This window comes from Myxococcus llanfairpwllgwyngyllgogerychwyrndrobwllllantysiliogogogochensis (assembly GCF_006636215.1).
GTDB classification, from domain to species: Bacteria; Myxococcota; Myxococcia; order Myxococcales; family Myxococcaceae; genus Myxococcus; species Myxococcus llanfairpwllgwyngyllgogerychwyrndrobwllllantysiliogogogochensis.
The window spans coordinates 1-20,308 of sequence record NZ_VIFM01000207.1 but is presented as its reverse complement, the minus strand read 5'-3'; the positions used below and the strand labels follow the sequence as shown (position 1 = coordinate 20,308).

The 20,308-nt window shown below is 68.8% G+C and carries 7 protein-coding genes and 1 pseudogene; 6 read left to right on the top strand and 2 right to left on the bottom strand.

Going from position 1 to position 20,308, the window contains the following annotated elements:
- Nucleotides 1–19: 19 nt before the first annotated feature.
- The 3 genes and pseudogenes from FJV41_RS35765 to FJV41_RS35755 all read left to right on the top strand — a co-directional run.
- Nucleotides 20–9,079, top strand: a pseudogene (locus FJV41_RS35765) (non-ribosomal peptide synthetase); the annotation flags it as partial.
- Nucleotides 9,080–9,118: 39 nt separating this feature from the next.
- Nucleotides 9,119–9,907: a DUF4336 domain-containing protein gene (locus FJV41_RS35760; RefSeq protein WP_141647090.1), complete on the top strand. Its 789-nt coding sequence runs from the start codon at nucleotides 9,119–9,121 to the stop codon at nucleotides 9,905–9,907.
- Nucleotides 9,908–10,003: 96 nt separating this feature from the next.
- Nucleotides 10,004–10,933 carry a hypothetical protein gene (locus tag FJV41_RS35755; RefSeq protein ID WP_141647089.1) on the top strand — a complete coding sequence of 310 codons (930 nt, stop codon included), beginning with the start codon at nucleotides 10,004–10,006 and terminating at the stop codon, nucleotides 10,931–10,933.
- Here FJV41_RS35755 and FJV41_RS35750 read toward each other — a convergent pair.
- Nucleotides 10,930–11,931, bottom strand: a complete 1,002-nt coding sequence (locus FJV41_RS35750) for an N-acetylmuramoyl-L-alanine amidase family protein (protein WP_181791152.1) — start codon at nucleotides 11,929–11,931, stop codon at nucleotides 10,930–10,932. The two genes, FJV41_RS35755 and FJV41_RS35750, sit on opposite strands and share 4 nt — an antisense overlap.
- 149 nt (nucleotides 11,932–12,080) lie before the next feature.
- On the opposite strand from FJV41_RS35750, the gene FJV41_RS35745 reads away from it, so the two are divergent.
- Nucleotides 12,081–15,650 (top strand): DEAD/DEAH box helicase, encoded by a 3,570-nt coding sequence (locus tag FJV41_RS35745; RefSeq protein ID WP_141647088.1) that lies wholly within the window; start codon nucleotides 12,081–12,083, stop codon nucleotides 15,648–15,650.
- 81 nt (nucleotides 15,651–15,731) lie between these two features.
- Here the strand turns inward: FJV41_RS35745 and lon are convergent, their stop codons facing one another.
- Complete coding sequence (lon, locus tag FJV41_RS35740; RefSeq protein ID WP_141647087.1) at nucleotides 15,732–18,221, bottom strand: endopeptidase La; 2,490 nt, start codon at nucleotides 18,219–18,221, stop codon at nucleotides 15,732–15,734.
- A 259-nt stretch (nucleotides 18,222–18,480) separates the two neighbouring features.
- Here lon and FJV41_RS35735 point away from each other — a divergent pair, with 259 nt between their 5' ends.
- Together FJV41_RS35735 and FJV41_RS35730 are read left to right on the top strand one after the other, a co-directional pair.
- Complete coding sequence (locus FJV41_RS35735) at nucleotides 18,481–19,695, top strand: vWA domain-containing protein (RefSeq protein WP_141647086.1); 1,215 nt, start codon at nucleotides 18,481–18,483, stop codon at nucleotides 19,693–19,695.
- 171 nt (nucleotides 19,696–19,866) lie between these two features.
- Nucleotides 19,867–20,308 (top strand): ImuA family protein (locus tag FJV41_RS35730; RefSeq protein WP_141647085.1); only part of this gene is annotated, 442 nt, incomplete at its 3' end.

Sequence of the window (20,308 nt, the reverse complement as noted above, 5' to 3'; positions counted from 1 at the left end):
GGAGAAGAAGGTGTGGCAAGTGCCGCTGGTGGGGGCGGAGGAGCAGCGGCGACTGGTGCGCGAGTGGAGCGGGCGAGAGAAGAGAGGCGCGCTCGGGGACGAGACGCTGGCAGCCCACTTCGAAGCCCAGGTGGAGAAGACGCCAGGCGCGGTGGCAGTGGAGTGCGGCGAGGAGTCGCTGACGTACGCGCAGCTGAACGAGCGGGCGAACCAACTGGCGCACCACCTGAGGGTGGTGGGAGTAGGCCCCGAGGTGAGGGTGGGGCTGTGCGTGGAGCGCGGGGTGGAGTGGGTGGTGTCGGTGCTGGGAGTGGTGAAGGCGGGAGGGGCGTACGTGCCGCTGGAGGCAGGGGTGCCGGCGGAGCGGTTGAGGTGGATGAAGAGGGAAGCGGGAGTGGCGGTGGTGGTGGGGACGGACGCGCAGGTGGAGGAAGTGGCGGAGAGCGCGGACGTGGTGGTGAGCGTGGACGGAGATGGCTCCACGATTGCGCGCCAGCCGCGAAGCAACCCGAGTCTCCGAGGCAGCGGAGGCAACCTGGCGTATGTGATGTACACGTCGGGAAGCACGGGGACGCCGAAGGGCGTGGGAGTGCCGCAGAGGGCAGTGGCAAGGCTGGTGCTGGGAGCCAGCTACGCGCGCTTCGGCGCGGACGAAGTGTGGTTGCAACTGGCGCCCGTGTCGTTCGACGCGTCGACGTTGGAGGTATGGGGCGCGTTGCTGCACGGGGCGAAGTTGGTGGTGTACCCGGCGAAGGAAGTGTCGCTGGAGGAAGTGGGCCGCGAGCTGACGAAGAGTGGAGTGACGTCGTTGTGGCTGACGGCGGCGCTCTTCGAGCAGATGCAGGCGTATCAGCCGGAAGCGCTGAAGGGCGTGCGTCAGGTGCTGGCAGGAGGAGACGTGCTGCCGGTGCAGCGAGTCCGAGAGCGACTGCGGCAGGGAGGCACGCTCATCAACGGGTATGGGCCGACGGAGAACACGACCTTCACGACGGCGTACCGGATGGAGGGAGAGGCCGCGGCAGGAGCGCGAGGCATTCCGATTGGGAAGCCAGTGGAAGGCACAGAAGTGTACGTGCTGGACGCGCGAATGAATCCGGTGGCGGTGGGAGTGCCGGGAGAGCTGTACGCGGGAGGAGAGGGGCTGGCGCAGGGGTACGTGGGGCGTCCCGACTGGACAGCGGAGCGCTTCGTGCCGAGCCCATTTGGAGAAGGCGAGCGGCTGTACCGGACGGGGGACGTGGTGAGGTGGCGGGGGGACGGGGTGCTGGAGTTCCTGGGCCGTCGAGACAGCCAGGTGAAGGTGAGGGGATACCGGATTGAGTTGGGGGAGGTGGAGGAGGGGCTGAAGCAGCAGGCGGGGGTGAAGGAAGCCGTGGCGGTGGTGAGGGAGGAGCGGGGGGACAAGAAGCTGGTGGGGTACGTGGTGGGGACAGGGTTGGACGCCAGCGTGGTGAAGGAAGGGCTGCGGAGGAAGCTGCCGGAGTACCTGGTGCCAACGGTGGTGGTGGTTCTGGAGGCGCTGCCGCTGACGGCGAATGGGAAGGTGGACCGCGGGGCGTTGCCAGCACCGGAGGACGTGACGCAGGCGGCGGAGGAGTACGAGGCGCCGCGAGAAGGGACGGAAGCGAAGCTGGCGGAAGTCTTCGCGGAGGTGCTGGGCGCGAAGCGAGTGGGGAGGAAGGACGACTTCTTCGAGCTGGGCGGGCACTCGCTGCTGGCGACGCAGGTGGTGGCGAGAGTGCGCGCGCTGACCGGCGTGGACCTCCCGCTGCGCACGCTCTTTGAAGCACCTACGCTCGAAGCCCTGTCCGCGCGCATCGACTCCTCGCGCGAAGCAGGTCCGTCGTCCGAGGCGTTTCCCTTGGTCGCTCTGCCGCGCACGGGGATGCCGCCGTTGTCCTTCGCGCAGCATCGACTGTGGTTCTTCGACCAGCTCTCTCCGGGCAGCGCGGCCTACAACATCCCCATCCACCTTCGAGTGGAAGGTGCGCTGAACCTCGATGCCCTCCAGCGAGCGTTCTCCGCGCTGGTGGCGCGGCATGAGGCGCTGCGCACCACCTTCGCCCTGCATGAGGGCGAGCCCGTTCAGGTCGTCCACCCTCCCGCGGACTTCCCGCTCGCGGTGGAAGACCTCGGTCAACTGACTGAGCTGGAGCGAGAGGCAGAGATTCGTCGTCGAGCTGTCGAGGACTCGCTGCGTCCGTTCGACCTGGGACAGAAGTGGCTCGTGCGAGCCACGTTGTCGCGGCTGGAGCCCGAGGTGCATGTGCTCTCGCTGGTGATGCACCACATCATCGCGGATGGCTGGTCCCTTGGCGTGTTGGTGCGCGAGCTGAGCACGCTCTATGTCGCCTTCTCCGAGAGCCGTGCTTCACCGCTCGCCGCGCTCCCGGTGCAGTACGCGGACTACGCACGCTGGCAGCGCGAGTGGCTGAGTGGTGATCGACTGGAAGCGCAGCTCGACGGCTGGCGCAAGCGTCTGGCGGGAGCACCTCCCCACCTGGAGCTGCCCACGGATGGTCCACGGCCCGCGATTCTGTCGCACCGTGGCGCCACGGTGCCGGTGCGACTTTCGAGGGAGCTGAGCGACGCCATCGGAGCACTGGCCCGCGCCGAGGGGGCTACGCCTTTCATGGTGTTGCTCGCGGCGTTCCAGGTGTTGCTGGCGCGCTATTCGGGCCAGGAAGACGTGAGCGTGGGCTCGCCCATCGCGGGCCGGAGGTACGCGGAGACGGAGGGCCTCATCGGCTTCTTCGTCAACACGCTGGTCCTGCGAGCCCAGGCGCGGCCTCGGGATACGTTCCGTGAGCTGCTGGCCCAGGTGCGGGAGACCACGCTGGACGCCTACGAGCACCAGGACCTTCCGTTCGAGAAGCTGGTGGAAGCGCTCCATCCCGTGCGTGACCTGAGTCGCACCGCGCTGTTCCAGGTCCTCTTCGTCCTTCAGAACGCGCCGGTGGAGGCCCTGGAGCTGCCCGCGCTGTCGTTGAAGCCGGTGCCGACCGAGGGCACGGAGTCCGCGCGCTTCGAGCTGTCGTTGAACCTGAGTGAGTCGGCCGAGGGTTTCGCGGGGACGCTGCTGTTCAACTCGGACCTGTTCCTGGAGTCCACGGCGGCCCGGATGGTCTCCCACCTCCAGGTCTTGCTGGAGTCCATCACCGCGAACCCGGAGCAGCGCCTCGCCGCGCTCCCGCTGATGACGGCCTCCGAGCGTCGACACGTCCTGGAGTCCTGGTCCACCGCGACCGCTGATGCCCTGTTCGAGGCCGCGCTGCCGCACCAGCTCATCGAGCGACAGGTGGCTCGCACACCGGACGCGCCGGCTGTGCGCTGCGAGGAGACGGTGCTCTCGTATCGGCAGCTCGATGCTCGGGCGAATCAGCTCGCGCATCATCTGCGAGCCTTGGGCGTGGGACCGGACGTCCCGGTGGCGCTGTGTCTGGAGCGGAGCGCGGAGTTGGTGGTCGCGTTGCTGGGTGTCCTGAAGGCGGGTGGCGCATATGTGCCGCTGGAGCCATCGCAGCCCGCCTCTCGCCTGTGCCTGATGGTGGAAGAGGTCGCCGCGCCCGTGGTGGTGACGGAGTCACGTCACGCGGCCTTGTTCCAGGCCTGTGCGGCGCGGCGAGTGCAACTGGACACCGATGCGGAGCAGCTCGCCCTCCAGCGAGTGGATGCTCCGGACCATCGAGGTGCGTCGGAGAATCTGGCGTACGTGTTGTTCACGTCGGGGAGCACCGGGCGTCCGAAGGGCGTGGCCGTGTCGCATGGCGCGCTCGTCAACTACGTCCAGGCCGCGACGGAGCGGTTGAGGTTGAGCGAGTGCTCCAGCTTCGCGCTGGTGTCCACATTCGGCGCGGACCTGGGGAACACGGTGTTGTTCCCCGCGCTGTGCACGGGTGGTGTGCTGCATGTCCTCACCGCGGAGCGCGCGGGAAATCCCGTGGGGGTCGCGGAGTACTTTCAGCGTCACGGCGTGGACTGCGTGAAGATCGTCCCCGCGCATCTGTCCGCGCTGTTGACTGCGCCAGCTCCGGCTCGGGTGCTTCCGCGCAAACGACTGGTGCTGGGAGGCGAGTCCTCCACCTGGGCGTTGCTGGAGCAGGTGCGTGCCCTGGCCCCGGAGTGCGAGGTGTTCAACCACTACGGCCCCACGGAGACGACGGTGGGGGTGCTCGCGGGTGGGGTTGATACGGGCGAGGCGATTATTGCGCCTCACTCGACGCCCGCTCGTGCGGATGCGGGTCCGTCGACACGACGGGTTACGGTGCCCTTGGGTCGACCCCTGGCGAATGCTCGGGTGTATGTGCTCGATGACGAGCTTCGGCCGGTACCAGTCGGGGTTCCGGGCGAGCTGTTCATCGGAGGTGCGCAAGTCGCGCGTGGCTACCTGTCGCGCGCCGAGCTGACGGCGGAACGGTTTGGTCCAGACCCGTTCAGTGCCGTGCCGGGAGCGCGGATGTACCGCACGGGGGATCGCGTGCGGTGGCTCGCGGATGGGCGGGTGGAGTTCCTCGGCCGCTCTGACTTCCAGGTGAAGGTGCGCGGCTTCCGAGTGGAGCCGGGAGAAGTGGCCGCGGTCCTGCGCGAGCATCCCTCGGTGAAGGATGCGGTGGTGGTGGCCCGTGAGGACACGCCTGGAGACCAGCGCCTGGTCGCGTACGTCCTCGCGGGTTCGGGGCAGGCGACGGAAGTGGGGGCGTTGCGAGGGTTCCTCCAGGAGCGTCTGCCGGCGCACATGGTGCCCTCGGCCTTCATGTGGCTGGACGTGTTGCCGCTGACACCGAACGGAAAGTTGGATCGTCGAGCGCTGCCAATGCCCGAGTCCGGAGCCGTGGTATCGGGAGCCGCGCATGTCCCGCCCGCCACGCCGATGGAGGAGGCGCTGGCTTCCATCTGGGCAGAGGTCTTGCGAGTCGAGCGGGTGGGGCGACACGATGACTTCTTCGCCTTGGGTGGGCATTCGCTCGTCGCGACGCAGGTGGTGGCCCGTCTGCGTGCGTCGCTGGGAGTGGAAGTCCCCCTGCGAGCGCTCTTCGAGGCGCCCACGCTGGAGGCGTTGGCGAGGAAGGTGGACCAGGTCGCGCGAGCCGTCTCGTTGCCCGCGCTGCGACCTTCGCCTCGGAAGAGCGCGCTGCCGTTGTCCTTCGCGCAGCAGCGACTGTGGTTCCTGGATCGACTCGAACGAGGGAGCGTTGCGTACAACGTTCCGACCGCACTCCGGTTGGATGGGCCGCTCGATGTGGAGGCGCTGGAGCGAGCCTTCGCGGAAGTGGTGCGTCGTCACGAGAGCCTGCGCACCTGCTTCCCCGACGAGGGTGGTGTTCCCGTTCAGGTCATCCAGCCTCCGACGGCGTTCCAGCTTCAGCGAGTCGAACTGCCCGAGGATGAAGCCACGGTGCTGCGCTGGGTGGGTGAAGAAGTCGCAAGGCCCTTCGACCTGAAGAGGGGGCCGTTGCTGCGAGTGACGCTGGTGAGGTTGTCAGCGAAGTCGCACGTGCTGGTGGTGGTGCTGCACCACATCGTGTCGGACGGGTGGTCGACAGCGGTGCTGGTGAGGGAGGTGGTGGCGCTCTACGAGGCGTATGCGGCGGGGAAGCCGTCACCGCTGGGCGAGTTGCCGGTGCAGTACGCGGACTACGCGGCCTGGCAGCGCGGCTGGCTGCAGGGCGACGCCCTGGAGAAGCAGCTGTCCTGGTGGCGCCAGGAAATGGCAGGGGCCGCCCAGGCTCTGGAGCTGCCCACCGACAGGCCTCGCTCCTCGAATGGTTCCGCACGCGCGGCCGCCGTTCCCATCCGCATCCGTCGCGAGTCCACCGAGGCGCTGCGTGCTCTCTGCCAGCAGGAGGGACTCACGCCCTTCATGGGCATGCTGGCCATCTGGCAGTTGCTGTTGGCCCGCTACTCCGGCCAGGACGATGTCTGCGTGGGTTCGCCCATCGCCGGCCGCCGCTTCGCGGAGCTCGAAGGGCTCATCGGCTTCTTCGTCAATACGCTCGTCCTCCGCGCCCGCATCGACTCCCGTGCCACCTTCCGCGAGCTGCTCGCCCAGGTGCGCAAGAACACCCTGGCTGCCTACGAGCACCAGGACATCCCCTTCGAGAAGCTCGTCGAGGAGCTCCAGCCCGAGCGCAACCTGAGCCGCTCACCGCTCTTCCAGGTCATGTTCGAACTGCATGCCCTGGGCGAGTCGCGGCGCTCGCACGCGGGCCTGAAGCTGTCGCCCCTTGCCCTCAACCCTGGCAACGCCAAGTTCGAGCTCATCCTCGATATGGGCTTCGTCGAGGACGGGAGCCTGGAGGGACGGCTCGAGTACAATACGGACCTGTTCGACGCCTCCACGGCCGAGCGAATGATGCGGCACCTGGAGGTGCTGATCTCGGCAGTGCTGGCCCGCCCGGATGCGCCGCTCGCCACCTGCTCGCTGTTGCCCGGCGAGGAGCGCGAGCAACTGCTGTCGCGGTGGAGTGGCACCCAGGCCGCCTTCCCGCATCAGGCCTGCCTCCACGAGCTGGTCATCCCGGCCTCGCGCGACCTCGACTCGGTGGCCATCGAGTCCAGCTCCGGCGCGCTCACCTACCGCGAGCTGGAGCGCCGCGCCAATCAGCTCGCCTGGCACCTGCGCTCCCTGGGCGTGGGCCCGGAGGTCCGCGTCGCCCTGTGCATGGAGCGCTCGCCGGAGCTGATCGTGAGCATGCTCGGCGTCCTCAAGGCAGGCGGTGCCTACGTTCCGCTCGACCCGATGCAGCCTCCCGTGCGTCTGGCCTTCATGCTCCAGGACTGCGGGGCCACCGTGCTCCTCACTCAGCAGCCGTTCGCGGCACGCCTGCCCGCCTTCTCCGGCGCCACCGTGTGCGTCGACACGGCCGAGCTCTCCCGCCAGCGAGAGGACGCCCCCGTCTCCGGCGTGATGGCGGAGAACCTCGCCTACGTCATCTACACCTCGGGCTCCACCGGCCAGCCCAAGGGCGTGCTCATCACCCACCGCGCCGTCTGCAACCTCGTCCACTGGGAGAAGCAGGCGTATGCCCTGGGGCCGTCCAGCCGGGTCCTCCAGTTCGCCAACCCCAGCTTCGACCTCTCCGTCGAGGAGATCTTCAGCACGCTGACCGCGGGCGGAACCCTGCATGTCCTCACCACCGAGCAGGCCATGCCAGGGCCGGCGCTGCACGAGCTGCTGCGGCGCTCGTCCATCTCCGTCCTCAGCCTCACCCCCGCGGTGCTGGCGGCGACCGCCGCTGAAGAGCTGCCGGCGCTGCGCACGGTCATCTCTGGCGGCGAGGCCTGCTCGGCCGAGCTCGTGTCGCGCTGGGCTCCGGGCCGGACCTTCCTCAACACCTACGGCCCCACCGAGGCCACGGTGGTGGCGACGCTCCGCGAGTGCGCGCCGCAAGAGGGACAGCCGCCGCCCATTGGCCGCCCCCTGACGAACGTGCGGGTGTACGTCCTCGACGAGCGCCTGGAGCCCGTGCCCGTGGGCCTGCCCGGTGAGCTGTTCATCGGCGGGGTGCAGCTCGCTCGCGGCTACCTCGGCCGTCCGGCGCTGACGGCGGAGAGCTTCATCCCGCACCCGTTCAGCACCGAGCCCGGCGCGCGTCTCTACCGCACCGGCGACGTGGTGCGCTGGCGGGCGGATGGGCAGCTCGCCTTCGTCGGCCGCGCCGACGACCAGGTGAAGCTCCGCGGCCTGCGCATCGAGCTGGGCGAGGTGGAGTCCGCGCTGCACCAGCACCCGGAGGTGCGCGAGGCCGTGGCCCTGGTGCGCGAGGACGTCCCCGGCGACAAGCGGCTGGTGGCCTACGTCGTGCCACGCCAGGGGGCGGGGCCGGAGCCCCTCGCCCTGCGTGGTTTCCTCCAGGAGCGCATCCCCAAGTACATGGTCCCCTCCGCGTTCGTGGTGATGGCAGCCCTGCCGCTCACCGCCAACGGCAAGGTGGATCGCCGTGCGCTGCCCGTGCCGGATACCACCCGAGCCGTGCAGGACCGGTACGAGGCGCCGCGCAATGACACGGAGCAGCAGCTCGCCGCCCTCTGGAGCGAGGTCCTCGGCGTCGAGAAGGTCGGCATCCACGACGACTTCTTCGAGCTGGGCGGGCACTCACTGCTGGCGACGCAGGTGGTCGCGAGGGTGCGCGCGCGGACCGGTGTGGACGTCCCATTGCGCGCGCTCTTCGAGGCACCCACGGTGGAACAGCTCGCGTCCTGGGTGGAAGGGACTCGCGCGGGTGGCTCGGTCAGAGACTGCGTGACGTTGCAGGCGGAGGGCTCGGGCACGCCGGTGTTCTTCGTTCACGCGGTGGGGGGCGCGGTGGGCCCCTACCGGCTGTTCGCGCGCACGCTGGGAACGGAGCGGCCCTTCTACGGGCTCCAGGCGCCTGGGCTGGACGGAGGCGAGGCGCCGTTGGAGCAGGTGGAAGCGTTGGCTCGTCGCTACATCGCATCCATGCGCGCTGTGCAGCCGGAGGGTCCCTACATCCTGGGCGGCTGGTCCATGGGTGGCGTCATCGCTTTCGAGATGGCGCGTGAACTGGAGCGACAGGGGCAGCGGGTGGAACAACTCGTGCTCCTCGACAGCTTCGCTCCAGGGGACGAATCCCTCATGACAGTGCCCGAGGACGCGCTGTTGCTCACGGGCATGGCGATGGATCTGGCGCGTGCGGCGGGGTCGGAATCGACGCTGCGTCCGGAGTTGCTCATGGGCCTTACGGAAGACGGGCAGCTCGCCCGATTCGCCGAACATGCACGTGTCGCCGGCTGGCTGCCTCCCGAGGTCCGGGACACCGACCTTCGAGCCTGGCGAGACGTGACGCGAGCAAACCTCCGAGCACTGTCCACGTATCGTCCAGGACCCTACGCCGGGCCCATGCTGCTTCTCCGCGCGAAGGACGCGAGGCGCGAGCGGGCCGTGGACGCGAGCCATGGGTGGTCGCGCTGGGTCCCACAGGAACAGCTCCAGTTGGAGGACGTCGCCGGTGACCACTACAGCGTGCTGCGAGCGCCGTACGTCCATGCACTGGCCTCGCGACTGGCGCGCATCCTCGGGGACGAAGAGGCTGACGAGGACCGGGACGCGGGCACATAGTCGAAGTGCACGTCGTCCCGGAGTTGTTATGACAGGGCCATGACGACTGGAAACCGCGAGAGCGCCCACGAACTCAGCGAGTGGACCGATGGGATACGTCCCTATGGTCCACTCTCGACGCTCAAGCCGCTCGCCGAGGGCCTCTGGTGGGTGGACGGGCCCGTCGCGAAGATGAGCTATGGCCCGGTGACGCTGCCATTCCCCACGCGCATGGTCATCATCCGGCTGCGCTCGGGGGGCTTGTGGCTCTGGTCTCCCACGGCGCCCACGCCCGAGCTGTTCGCGGAGGTCGATGCGCTCGGGCGTGTCGAGCACCTCGTGTCGCCGAACCGGTTCCACTACGCGGCCATCCCAGCCTGGAAGGCGCGCTACCCGCACGCGACGGTCTGGGCCTCGCCGGGAGTTCGTGAGCGCGCACGCTCGCAGAAGCTCGACGTCCCATTCGACGCCGACCTCCAGGATGGCGCCCCCGAGGCCTGGGCGAATGACTTCGAACAACTCATCTTCCGAGGGAGCCGCTTCGTCGAAGAGGTCGTGTTCTTCCACAAGGACTCAGCGACGTTGATCCTCGCGGACATGGTCATGGCGCTCGAACCCGAGCGCGTCCAGGCGCGTTTCCGGTGGGTGCTGAGCCTCGGAGGCACGATGTGGCCGGGACAGACGCCTCGCGAGGTGCAGGCGACGTCCTTCGGCCGGAAGCCTCAAGCGCGCGCCTGTTACCAACGGATGCTCGGATGGAAGCCTCAGCGGGTGCTCTTGGCGCATGGTCGCTGCTATCTCGACGACGCGGTGGCCCAGCTCGAGCGTGCCTTCGCCTGGCTGCGCTGACCCTCCATCGTGACCGACGAGTGAGCCATGCGACCTGAATCAGGAGATACGAGAGCCTGCGCCATCTGCGGGAGCACGGACCCGGATCGTCTTTCAGTGAAGATCGATGGCTCCGTCTGCCCATTCCCTGAAGACGATGAACTCTCGCGCTTCAGTGACGCGCGGCTGCACCTCGACTGCCTTGCCCGCTGGGAACATCGGATTCGCTTCTCTCGGGGCTACTACGACCTCGCCAGAGATGAAGCACCAACGGGGAGGACTCTGCAAAGACTGCTTCTGGCGGAGGGCGACAACTGGGTCTTCATGACCTCCACTATCGGCCGACGTGACGTGAGGCGAGAGCCCACCTCGCTGACCATTCAGCTCGCTGACTGGCCGGTCCAACTCTACTTCTTGGCCGCGATGTGGCCTGCCCCGCTCACCCGGAGGCTGCGAAGCAAGCGCGTGGGTGACGTGTGGGAAGTGGCCGATGAGGCCATGAACCAAATCATCCAGCTCGCGCCCGACATGGCCGCGCTGCGGGAGATGTACCGACAAGCCATCGAGCGTCGGGCTGTAGCTCCGTTCAGCCCGCCCACGCGAGCGGGCATTGTGCGGAGATATCGCAAGACGAGAAGTTATCTCCCCCCCTTCACCCCCGAAGAACAGGCTGTCTTGGATGATCTGACGGCCAGGCATCACGCCAGGGGGAAGCGCCTTTCGTTCGAAATCCTCCTGGCGAGCTGGTTGCTATTCGCGGAGGACGTGGACGACACCAAGAGCCTGGCGGAGGAGTTCGCGGAGTATCTGTATCGGCGCGATGCCGTGGAGCAACTGCTGGGCGAATGCTCTGCTCCTCTCGTGGAGAAGCTCAGGTCCCTGGTCGCCGCTGCCGATGAGAAGTACCGGGCAGCGACGGTCGATGATGCGGGGCGCGCTCTCTCCAGGTGGTGGTCGGTCGAAGCGGGAAGTGACTGGTGGTGGCAGCGTCGTCCCACCACCGGGCCACTCAGTGACCTCCTCGACAGTCGAAGGGACAGAACCTAGCGGCTGTTCGCCTGGGGCGCGGCGACGAGAGATGGCGTGAAGGCGTCCACGAGCCCCTGCGTCACCGCGGAGCCAAAGGCTTCCAGCGTGCGCTCCTCACGCCACCGCGCGGCTTCCTCGAAGTCGAGCGCATGGTGCGTCTCGATGATGACGGAAGGGATGGTCGGCTTGCGCAGCACGAAGATTCGTCGGTGCGTGGGCTCTCTCGCCACGAAGACCCCGGCCTGCGCGGAGTCAGCGGCATAGAGCCCCGTGTAGTCCACGCCGTCGTAGTGCAGGAATCCCACCTGGGACAGGTTCCGGGCGAGCGCCCGCGCCAGCGTGGCCCGTCGTGCCTGGAGGGGAGGCTCGGCCTCCTGGGACCAGAGCACGCTGAACCCTGGCGTCTCATCTTGCCGGTTGCACTCCTGGCCCTCCGTGGGTGACCACGGGTGCGCCGTCCCCCGGGAGTCCGAGTGCAGACTTACCAGCACGTGCGCGCCCCAACGCTCGGCCTCCGCGAGCCGGTCCGCGTAGGCGACTCGCTGCCCCGACTTGCGGCTGATGCGCACGTCGAATCGCCCCGTGGCCTCCAGGCGCCGGGCCAGGTCCTCCGCCACGCGCAACGTGAAGACCTCTTCGTCCTCACAGGTGACGGACCGGGTGCCGGTGTTCCCCTCCGCTCCATGTCCCGCGTCCAGGTACACGCGCTGCTTGCCGAAGCCCTGCGGAAAGCGTGCCGACACCAGCGTCAGGGGCGCCCCGGAAGCGGGCCATTTGGGCGACGAGCGGAGGGCCTCGGGCTCTCCGGACGGTGGCTTCGTGGGAGGTTCGACGACCACGCCCTTGGGTTCGGCCGGCGCGGTGGGAAGGGAGGTGCGGTTGCCCTCCACCGACTCCTTCACCGCGGCCGGGTCGACGGGCAGGGGGGCCGGTTTTGCCTCCGTCGAGGCTCGCAGGCACGCGGGCCCGGCGAGCAGGATGAAGCCCAGTCCCCACACTCCAGCGGATTTGGTCATGGCAGGTGCGACGCCTGGCAAGGGAGCGTCGTTCCGCAGTGTGCCGTGGAAGGGCAGGAAAGCGGAAGTCGTGGAAGGTGGGTTGCCTGCCCGTCCGCCTCGCCGTGGCGCTTGCGTTTCCCCGCCGCTTCGCGAAGAAGCGAAGGGCCATGTCCGTGGAGCGCCCGCAGCCTGTTCCCTCGTCTGTCCCACACTTCGCCACGGAGGGCGCACTGCGGTCCTGGTTGCGGGAGCAGGGCATCGAGCATCTGTCCCGCTTGAGCCTCACGGTGTTGACGCCCCTGGTGGACGCCGCGCTGTTGCCCCAGGCCCGTCCAGCGACCGCGCGCCGCCGCCTGGTGGAGATGCTCAGCGAGGAGGCGCGAACCCGCTGGAGCCAGGAGTCCCTCCCATCTCCGAAGATGAAGGAGCTGCTCCCGCTGCTCGCATGGCGCTTCGTGGAAGAGGAGCGGCGGAACGCGGAGCAGACCCGGGCCTCGCTCCCCGAGCGCCTCGCGCCCCCTCAGGACGTTCGCACGCACCGCGTCCACGGCCTGCTCCTGGACCTCCGCTCCCGCGCGCCCGGCACCGTCGCTCCGCGTCCCACGAGCGCGCTGAGTCGCGACGCGCTCCAGCTCGACCCCGAGCTCCCGGGCTTCCGCTTCCGTGAGACGCGCTGCTCGGAGCTGCCCTACGGCGCGCAGATGGGGTTCATCCTTCCTGAGGCGAGCCTGACCTTCACGCCCACCTCCGTGCAGGCCGACTGCACCTGTGGCGCGCCGCCCTGTGTCCATCTGCTCGCGGCCATCGACACGGTGCTGCTGTGGCTGCGCCAACCCTGGACGGAGGGCTTCGGCGAGACGCTCGATGAGCTGGTGCGGCCGGGGTGGGACCGCACGCTCCGGGCGCTGGAGCGCGCGCTCGACGAGGGGCTCGGAAGCGGCTCGGGAGTGGAGGTCTCCTGGCGCGTCGACGTCATCGAGGGCTACGGCGTGGAGGTGCATCCGTACGTGCACCGGCGCACCAAGAAGGGCCAGCGCTCGACGGGGGCGAAGGTGAGCCGGCGCAAGCTGCTGCAAGAGCACGGCGCGCAGCTGTCCTCCCTCGACGCGCGCCTCGCGTCCTTGCTCCCGGACAACGACGGGCCCGCCTCGCGCGCGCTGCTCGTCGAACTGGTGGACCATCCCCGGCTCTACCAGGAAGGGACGCAGGACCTGCTGGTCCAGGTCGAGCGCGCCAAGGTGGGCATCGTCGCGGTGGAGCGGGGTGGGGCGGTCGTCGTCACCGCGGGAGTGGAGGGCGCGACGTTGTCCGCGTCGATGGTGGACCGCGTGCGCAAGTCGAAGCCCGAGGAGGCCCTCTTCCTCTGGGACGAGGGCGCGCGTCGGCTCACGCTCCTGGACGTGGGCCCGGAGGTCCGCGCGCTCGTCACGGTGCTTCAGCGCCACGGCAACGTCTTCCCGCCGGAGAGCCATGGCGTGCTGCTGGAGAAGCTGGCGAAGCTGGCCGTGCGCCTGCCCGTGGCCCTGCCTCGCGGAGTCATGGGTGAGCGCGTCCCCGTGCTCCAGCTTCCGGTGCTGCGGCTCGAAATCGAGCCGGGCGGCGCGGTGCGCGCGGACCTGCGCGTGCGTGCCCTCCCGGACAGTGCCTCCTTCATCCCTGGCGAGGGACCCCGGGATGTCTACGTGCGCCGTGGCAACGACGCGGTCCACACGGTGCGCGACTTCGTGAAGGAACTCGCGCTGGCCGAGTCGCTCCAGACGCGCCTGCCCTTCGGCCTCGCGGAGCCGCAGGTGATGCCCTTCTCCTATTCGTTCTCGGGAGTGCAGGGCGCGCTTGCACTGCTCGCCGCGTGTCAGGAGCTGGAGCCTGCTCCGGAGCTGGAGTGGTTGGGCTCGCCGCTGCGAATCGCGGCCCACCGTGGCGCCAGCGCGCTCCAGATTTCCGTCGAGCGCAAGCGGGACTGGTTTGGAATGCTCGGCGGGCTCGCGGTGCAGGGGGAGCGCGTGGAGCTGGCGCGGCTGCTCGATGCCGCGCGCCGCAAGGAGCGCTTCGTCCTGGTGAAGGACCAGACCTATGTGGAGGTCGAAGAGGCGCTGCGCCAGCACCTGGAGCGACTGGCGGACCATGCCCACCAATCGCGGCACGGACTGGAAGTGGGCCCGGCCGCCGCGGAGTCCCTGTCCGCCCTGAGTGGCGCGGGGGCCGAGCTGGAGGCGGACAAGACCTGGCAGGGCCTTGTCCAGCGCATCTTCGCCGCGAAGGAGCTGAAGCCGAAGGTGCCCGCGACGCTGAAGACGGAGCTGCGCGACTATCAGGCGGAGGGCTTCCGTTGGCTCACGCGGCTGGCGTCATGGGGCGCGGGCGCGGTGCTGGCGGATGACATGGGCCTGGGCAAGACGGTGCAGGCCCTGGCCGTGCTGCTGGAGCGAAGCAAGCACGGACCCGCGCTGGTGCTGGCGCCCACCTCCGTGGCCTTCAACTGGATGGACGAGGCGAAGCGCTTCGCGCCCTCGCTGCGGATGCGGCTCTTCTCCGAGGCGGCGGACCGGGGCGGTCTGCTCGAACGACTGGGGCCTCGGGACGTGCTCGTCATCAGCTATGGCCTGCTGACGCGCGACATCGGCCGGCTGTCCGAGCTGCGCTTCGCCACCATCGTCTTCGACGAGGCCCAGGCACTGAAGAACGCCGGCACGCATCGCTTCCGCGCCGCCAGGGCGCTCCAGGGAGACTTCAAGTTCGCCCTCTCCGGCACCCCGCTGGAGAACCACCTGGGAGAGCTGTGGAGCGTGTTCTCGCTCGTCTTCCCGGGGCTGCTCGGCAGTCACGAGGCGTTCCGCACCCGGTTCGCGATTCCCATCGAGCGACGGGTGGATCCAACGGCGGCCCCTGCGCTCGCTCGCGTGCTGCAACCCTTCCTGCTTCGCCGCACCAAGGCCCAGGTGGAGGCGCAGCTTCCCCCGCGCACCGACGTGCGTGTGCCCGTCGTGTTGTCCTCGGCGGAGTGGACGCTGTACGAGGACGCGCGACTGGCGGCCATCTCCTCGCTGGAGTCTCGTCCGGAGGTCATGCGCGAGCGGCGTGAGCGCGAGCACGAGCAGCGCTTCGAGGTGCTCGCGGCCCTCACCCGGCTGCGACTGTTGGCCTCGCACCCGCGCCTCTATGACGCCGAGTCACGCGTGGAGTCCTCCAAGTTGGAGCGCTTCCTGGAGCTCGTCGAGGAGCTGCGCTCCGAGGGCCACCGCGCGCTGGTCTTCAGCCAGTTCACCTCGCACCTGGCGCTGGTGAGAGAGGTGCTGGACGCGCGGGGCATCACCTACGAGTACCTGGACGGGCAGACGGCCCCCAGGGCCCGCGCGGAAGCGGTGAAGGCCTTCCAGGAGGGCACCGCGCCGCTGTTCCTCATCTCCCTCAAGGCTGGTGGCTTCGGCCTCAACCTCACCGCCGCGAACAGCGTCATCCACCTGGACCCGTGGTGGAACCCGGCCGTGGAGGACCAGGCCTCGGACCGCGCGCACCGCATCGGTCAGGAGCGTCCCGTCACCGTCTACCGACTGGTGGCGCGCGGCACGATTGAAGAGCAGATGCTCTCCCTGCACGAGCACAAGCGCGCGCTCGTCGCGGACGTGCTCGAGGGCAAGGACGGCGCGGGCCGGCTCTCCACCCAGGAGCTGCTCGGCCTGCTCGCCCAGCGGCTCTCCCGGCCCGACGCGCAGGACACGCCTCCGACGCGGCATTGACGTCGCCGAGACCCGCAAAGACAACGGGCAGGTCCCTCGGAAGAGGAACCTGCCCGTGTCACATCTCAGCGGCCTGCGCGCTTAAGCGCGGACCTCGGGAGAGCTGGCATCCGCGGCCTGGGGAGGCAGCGGCTCCTTGCCCGGCTCGCCACCCGGCGTTCCCGCCGACGACTTGAACGGCGACGTCTCCAGCGCGGCCTTGAGCACTTCGTCCATCTGCGTGACGAAGATGAACTCCAGCTCGTTCTTGGCCTGATCCGGCACGTCCACCAGGTCCTTGCGGCATCGCTCGGGCAGGATGACCCGCTTGATGCCCGCCCGGTGCGCCGCCAGCACCTTCTCCTTGATGCCACCCACCGGCAGGACCAGACCACGCAGCGTGGCCTCGCCCGTCATCGCCGTGTCGTGCCGCACCCGGATGCCCGTCAGGAGGCTGGTGAGCGCGGTGAGGATGGTGACGCCAGCGGAAGGACCATCCTTGGGGATGGAGCCCGCCGGGAAGTGCAGGTGCAGGTCCGTCTTCTCGAGGAAGTTGGAGCTGATGCCCAACTGCTCGGACTTGCTGCGCAGGTAGCTCAGCGCCGCCGTCGCGCTCTCCTTCATCACGTCGCCCAGCTGGCCGGTGAGCGTCATGCCGCCCTTGCCCGCCATCTTGGTCGCCTCGATGAAGAGCAGGTCGCCACCCGCCGCGGTCCAGGCCAGGCCCGTGGCTACGCCCGGAACCTCCGTGCGCTCCGCGACCTCCGAGTAGAACATCTCGGGCCCGAGGACCTCCTTCACGCGCTCGGAGTCGATGGTCTGCTTGTCCATCTTCCCGCCAGCGACCTCCACCGCCACCGCGCGGCAGATGTCCGCGATGCGCCGCTCGAGGTTACGCACGCCCGCCTCGCGGGTGTACGAGGTGGTCAGCGTCAGCAACGCCTCGTCGGTGATCTCGATGTGATCCGCGCTGAGGCCGTGCTCCCTGAGCTGCTTGGGCACCAGGTGGATGCGCGCGATGCTCTGCTTCTCCTCGAACGTGTAGCCGGACAGCTCGATGATCTCCATGCGGTCGCGGAGCGGACCGGGGATGGGGTCGAGCTGGTTCGCCGTGGCGACGAACATCACCTTCGACAGGTCGAACGGCACGTCGAGGTAGTGGTCGCTGAACGTGTTGTTCTGCTCCGGATCCAGCACCTCGAGCAGCGCCGCGCTCGGGTCGCCGCGGAAGTCCGCGCCGAGCTTGTCGATTTCGTCGAGCATCATGACCGGGTTCTTGGTGCCGGCCTTCTTCATGCTCTGGATGAAGCGGCCGGGCAGCGCGCCGACGTAGGTGCGCCGGTGGCCGCGGATCTCCGCCTCGTCACGCACGCCGCCCAGGGACAGGCGCACGAACTTGCGGCCCGTGGCCTTGGCCACGCTCTGACCCAGCGACGTCTTGCCGACGCCCGGAGGACCGACGAGGCACAGGATGGGCCCGCGCATGTCGTTCTTCAGCTTGCGCACCGCCAGGTACTCCAGGATGCGCTTCTTGACCTTCTTGATGCCGAAGTGGTCCTTGTCCAGCTGCTGCCGGGCGTTCTCGATGTCGAGGTTGTCCTCGGACATCTTCGACCACGGCAGGTCGGCGATCCAATCCAGGTAGGTGCGCGCGACGGTGTACTCGCTGGAGGCCGCCGGAATGGTCTTCAGGCGGTTGAGCTCCTTGTTCGCCACCTTCTCCACGTCGGGAGGCAGGGCCGCCTTCTTCAGGCGCTCCTGGAGCTCGTCGAGCTCCTCTTCCTCCTCACCCATCTCCCCGAGCTCTTCCTTGATCGCCTTGAGCTGCTGGCGCAGGTAGTACTCGCGCTGGGTCTTCGACATCTCGCCCTTCACGGCGGAGTCGATCTTGTTGGAGAGCTTGAGGATCTCCCGCTTGCGGTTGAGCAGCTCGAGCACGAGCTTCATCCGCGCCTTGAGATCAACCGTCTCCAGGACGGCCTGCTTCTCCTCGATCGGCACGTCCACGTTGGCGGCGATCAGATCCGCCAGATGGCCGGGGTGGGTGATGCTCTCCACCAGTTCGGTGGCGGCGGCCGGCAGCTCGGGCATCAGCTCGATGACCTCGCGCGCCAGCTTCTTGAGGTTGATGCCCAGGGCCTCCACTTCGACGTTTTCAGCGGAGGTCTTGTCCTCCACCGCGTCGACGCGGGCCTTGAGGTAGGGGGCTTCCTGGACCAGCTCCACCACCCGGAAACGGGCGAGTCCCTGCACCACGAGCGAGTAGTTGTCCTCGCCCATCTTGAGCAGCTTCACGATGCGGGCGACGGTGCCCATGGTGTAGAGGTCGGCGGCGCCCGGATCTTCTTCTTCGGCGCGGCGCTGCGTGACGACACCGATGACCTGGTCGTCGCGTACCGCGTCCTTGATCAGGGCAATGGTCTTCTGACGGCCGACGGCCAGCGGGAGCACGCCGCCGGGGAAGAAGACGCTGTTGCGCAGGGGCAGGATGGGGAGCACCTGCGGGATGTCTTCCTTGTTGATGAGCCCGGGAGGGGCCATCGCGGTGGGCATGGCGCTCGCGGCGGTGCCCTTCTTCTTCTCATCGGACATGAAGTTCGGCCTCTTCCTTCGTCTTCAAGCCCGGCCGTGCGAGCGGCCGAGCCGGTGAACATCTGTCGGTTTCTTGCGGCAGATGAACCAACGTAACAACCAAAACGCCCATGGCAAACGCCGTGTGCGATTTTCCACGTCCAAGTCGGATGCCAGACGCTGCACCTTGTCTCGCGTCCGGGCCTGGGGTGGGGCATGCTCGCCCCCCCAGCCCTGATGCGTCGCGCCGCCTGGGCGCGCCGCCTCTTAGGAGGCCGCCATGAAGTTGAAGCCCTGTGCCCCCCTGCTCCTCTTGCCGGCCCTCTGGGTGGCGTCCTGTACGTCGCCTGTCGACGAGGCGGGATCCACCCTTCCGGGCAAGTGTCAGAGCGAGTCCCCGGTGGTGGCTCCGCAGAAGACGGACATCCTCTTCGTCATCGACAACTCGGCCTCCATGGCCGAGGAGCAGGCCGGCATCGCCACCGAGCTGCCCGCGTTCATCAAGGCCCTCCAGGAGGGCGGCGGCGTGACGCAGGACTTCCGCGTGGGGGTGATCACCACGTCCGTGTACCGGCGGATCCTCTTCCAGGGTGTGGAGCAATACCGCGAATACCCCGCCGAGTCGGGACATCTCCAGGCTGTTCCGGAGGCGGATGGACAGCCCTCGGACGCGCGCTACATCGAGAGCACGGACGAGCACCTGCTGGAGCGCTTCCGTCGGCTGGTGCAGCAGGGCACGGCGGGCAGCGGGCAGGAGTCCCCCTTCGAGGCCGTGCGCCTGGCGGTCTCCGAGCCCCTGGCCAACACCTCCATCGGCGAGGGAGGCAACGGCGGCTTCCTTCGGGATGGGGCTCGGCTGCTGGTGGTCGTGGTGACGGACGAGGAGGACTGCAGCTCCAAGTTGCGTCCGCCTCCGGTCACCGTCCCGGACGACACGTCGGTGGACAAGTGCAGCGAGAACGCGGCGCTGCTGACGACGGTGGACGAGTACTTCGAGTTCTTCAGCTCCCTGCGGGATTCGAAGGGCGGGCGCCGCGAGGTGCTCTGGGCCACGGTGGGACCGGTGGCGTTGAGCGACAAGCGGGCGGAGCTGGTGCTCGACGTCACGCCGCAGGGCACGTACGTGCGCAACGTGGACTGCCCCACGTCGTACGGGCCCGGGCATCGGCACCGGGCGATGTCGGAGAAGTTCGACACGAAGTTCGACAACCTGGATTCCATCTGCCGGGCGAGCTACCGGGACACGCTGCTGGGCATCGCCGAGCTGGCCGCGGTGGCGCAGAGCCTGGACGTGGTGAACCTGCCGGATCCGCGGCTGGCGCAGGTGGAGCTGACGCGCGCCGGGGGCACGGTGGAGCGGTGCTCGGTGGCCGCGGGCGACCTGACGTACGAGCCGTCCGGCGAGGAGCGCCCCGCGCGCATCTACTTCGGCGGCAGCTGCCTGCGCCGGGCGGATGACGAGAAGGTGGAAGTGAAGGTCATCTGCGCCGGCTAGGACGTGCAGGGGCTTGAGATCCCTGGCCTCGGGCCAGGGGATCCGAGCCGGTGCGTCGTGTCGCCTCACCCATCGCCGTGCGTCCTGGGCGGGCGCACGTCAGACCCGTGAGCATACTGAACTGCCGTCCAGTCGGACGTTCGGTGTGCCGGGTTCCGGCGAGGAGGCGAGATGGGCGCGGCTTTGGAGCAGCGGGTGGGCCCGGCGGGCTCGGTCGTGGATCAGCTCCGGGAGAGGATCCGCCAGTTGCAGGCGGCGCCCCGGCGCTACCTGTCCGTCCTTCGCACGGGGATGGAGGCGGTGGACGCGCTGCTGCCCTCGGGCGGCTTCCCGCTGGGACAGGCGGTGGAGCTGTGCGGAGAGGCGGCCTCCGGGCGGACCAGTCTGGCGCTGAGCGCGGTGGCGGCGGCGCACCGGGAGGAGCGGCTGTGCGCGTGGGTGGATGGGCCGCGTGAGCTCTATCCCCCGGCGGCCGCGGCGCAGGGCGTGGACCTGGAGCGGCTGCTCATCGTTCGTCCCAAGGCGCCCGAGCAGCGGGTATGGGCGGCGGTGCAGCTCGCCCGGAGTGGGGCCTTCGCCTGCGTGGTGCTGGACCTGACGCGAGGGGTGGGGG

Coding starts and splice junctions, on each gene's coding strand:
- FJV41_RS35745 (WP_141647088.1), top strand. CDS start 12,081: ATGTCCGTGGAGCGCCCGCAGCCTGTTCCCTCGTCTGTCCCACACTTC.
- lon (WP_141647087.1), bottom strand. CDS start 18,221: ATGTCCGATGAGAAGAAGAAGGGCACCGCCGCGAGCGCCATGCCCACC.
- FJV41_RS35750 (WP_181791152.1), bottom strand. CDS start 11,931: ATGACCAAATCCGCTGGAGTGTGGGGACTGGGCTTCATCCTGCTCGCC.
- FJV41_RS35735 (WP_141647086.1), top strand. CDS start 18,481: ATGAAGTTGAAGCCCTGTGCCCCCCTGCTCCTCTTGCCGGCCCTCTGG.
- FJV41_RS35760 (WP_141647090.1), top strand. CDS start 9,119: ATGACGACTGGAAACCGCGAGAGCGCCCACGAACTCAGCGAGTGGACC.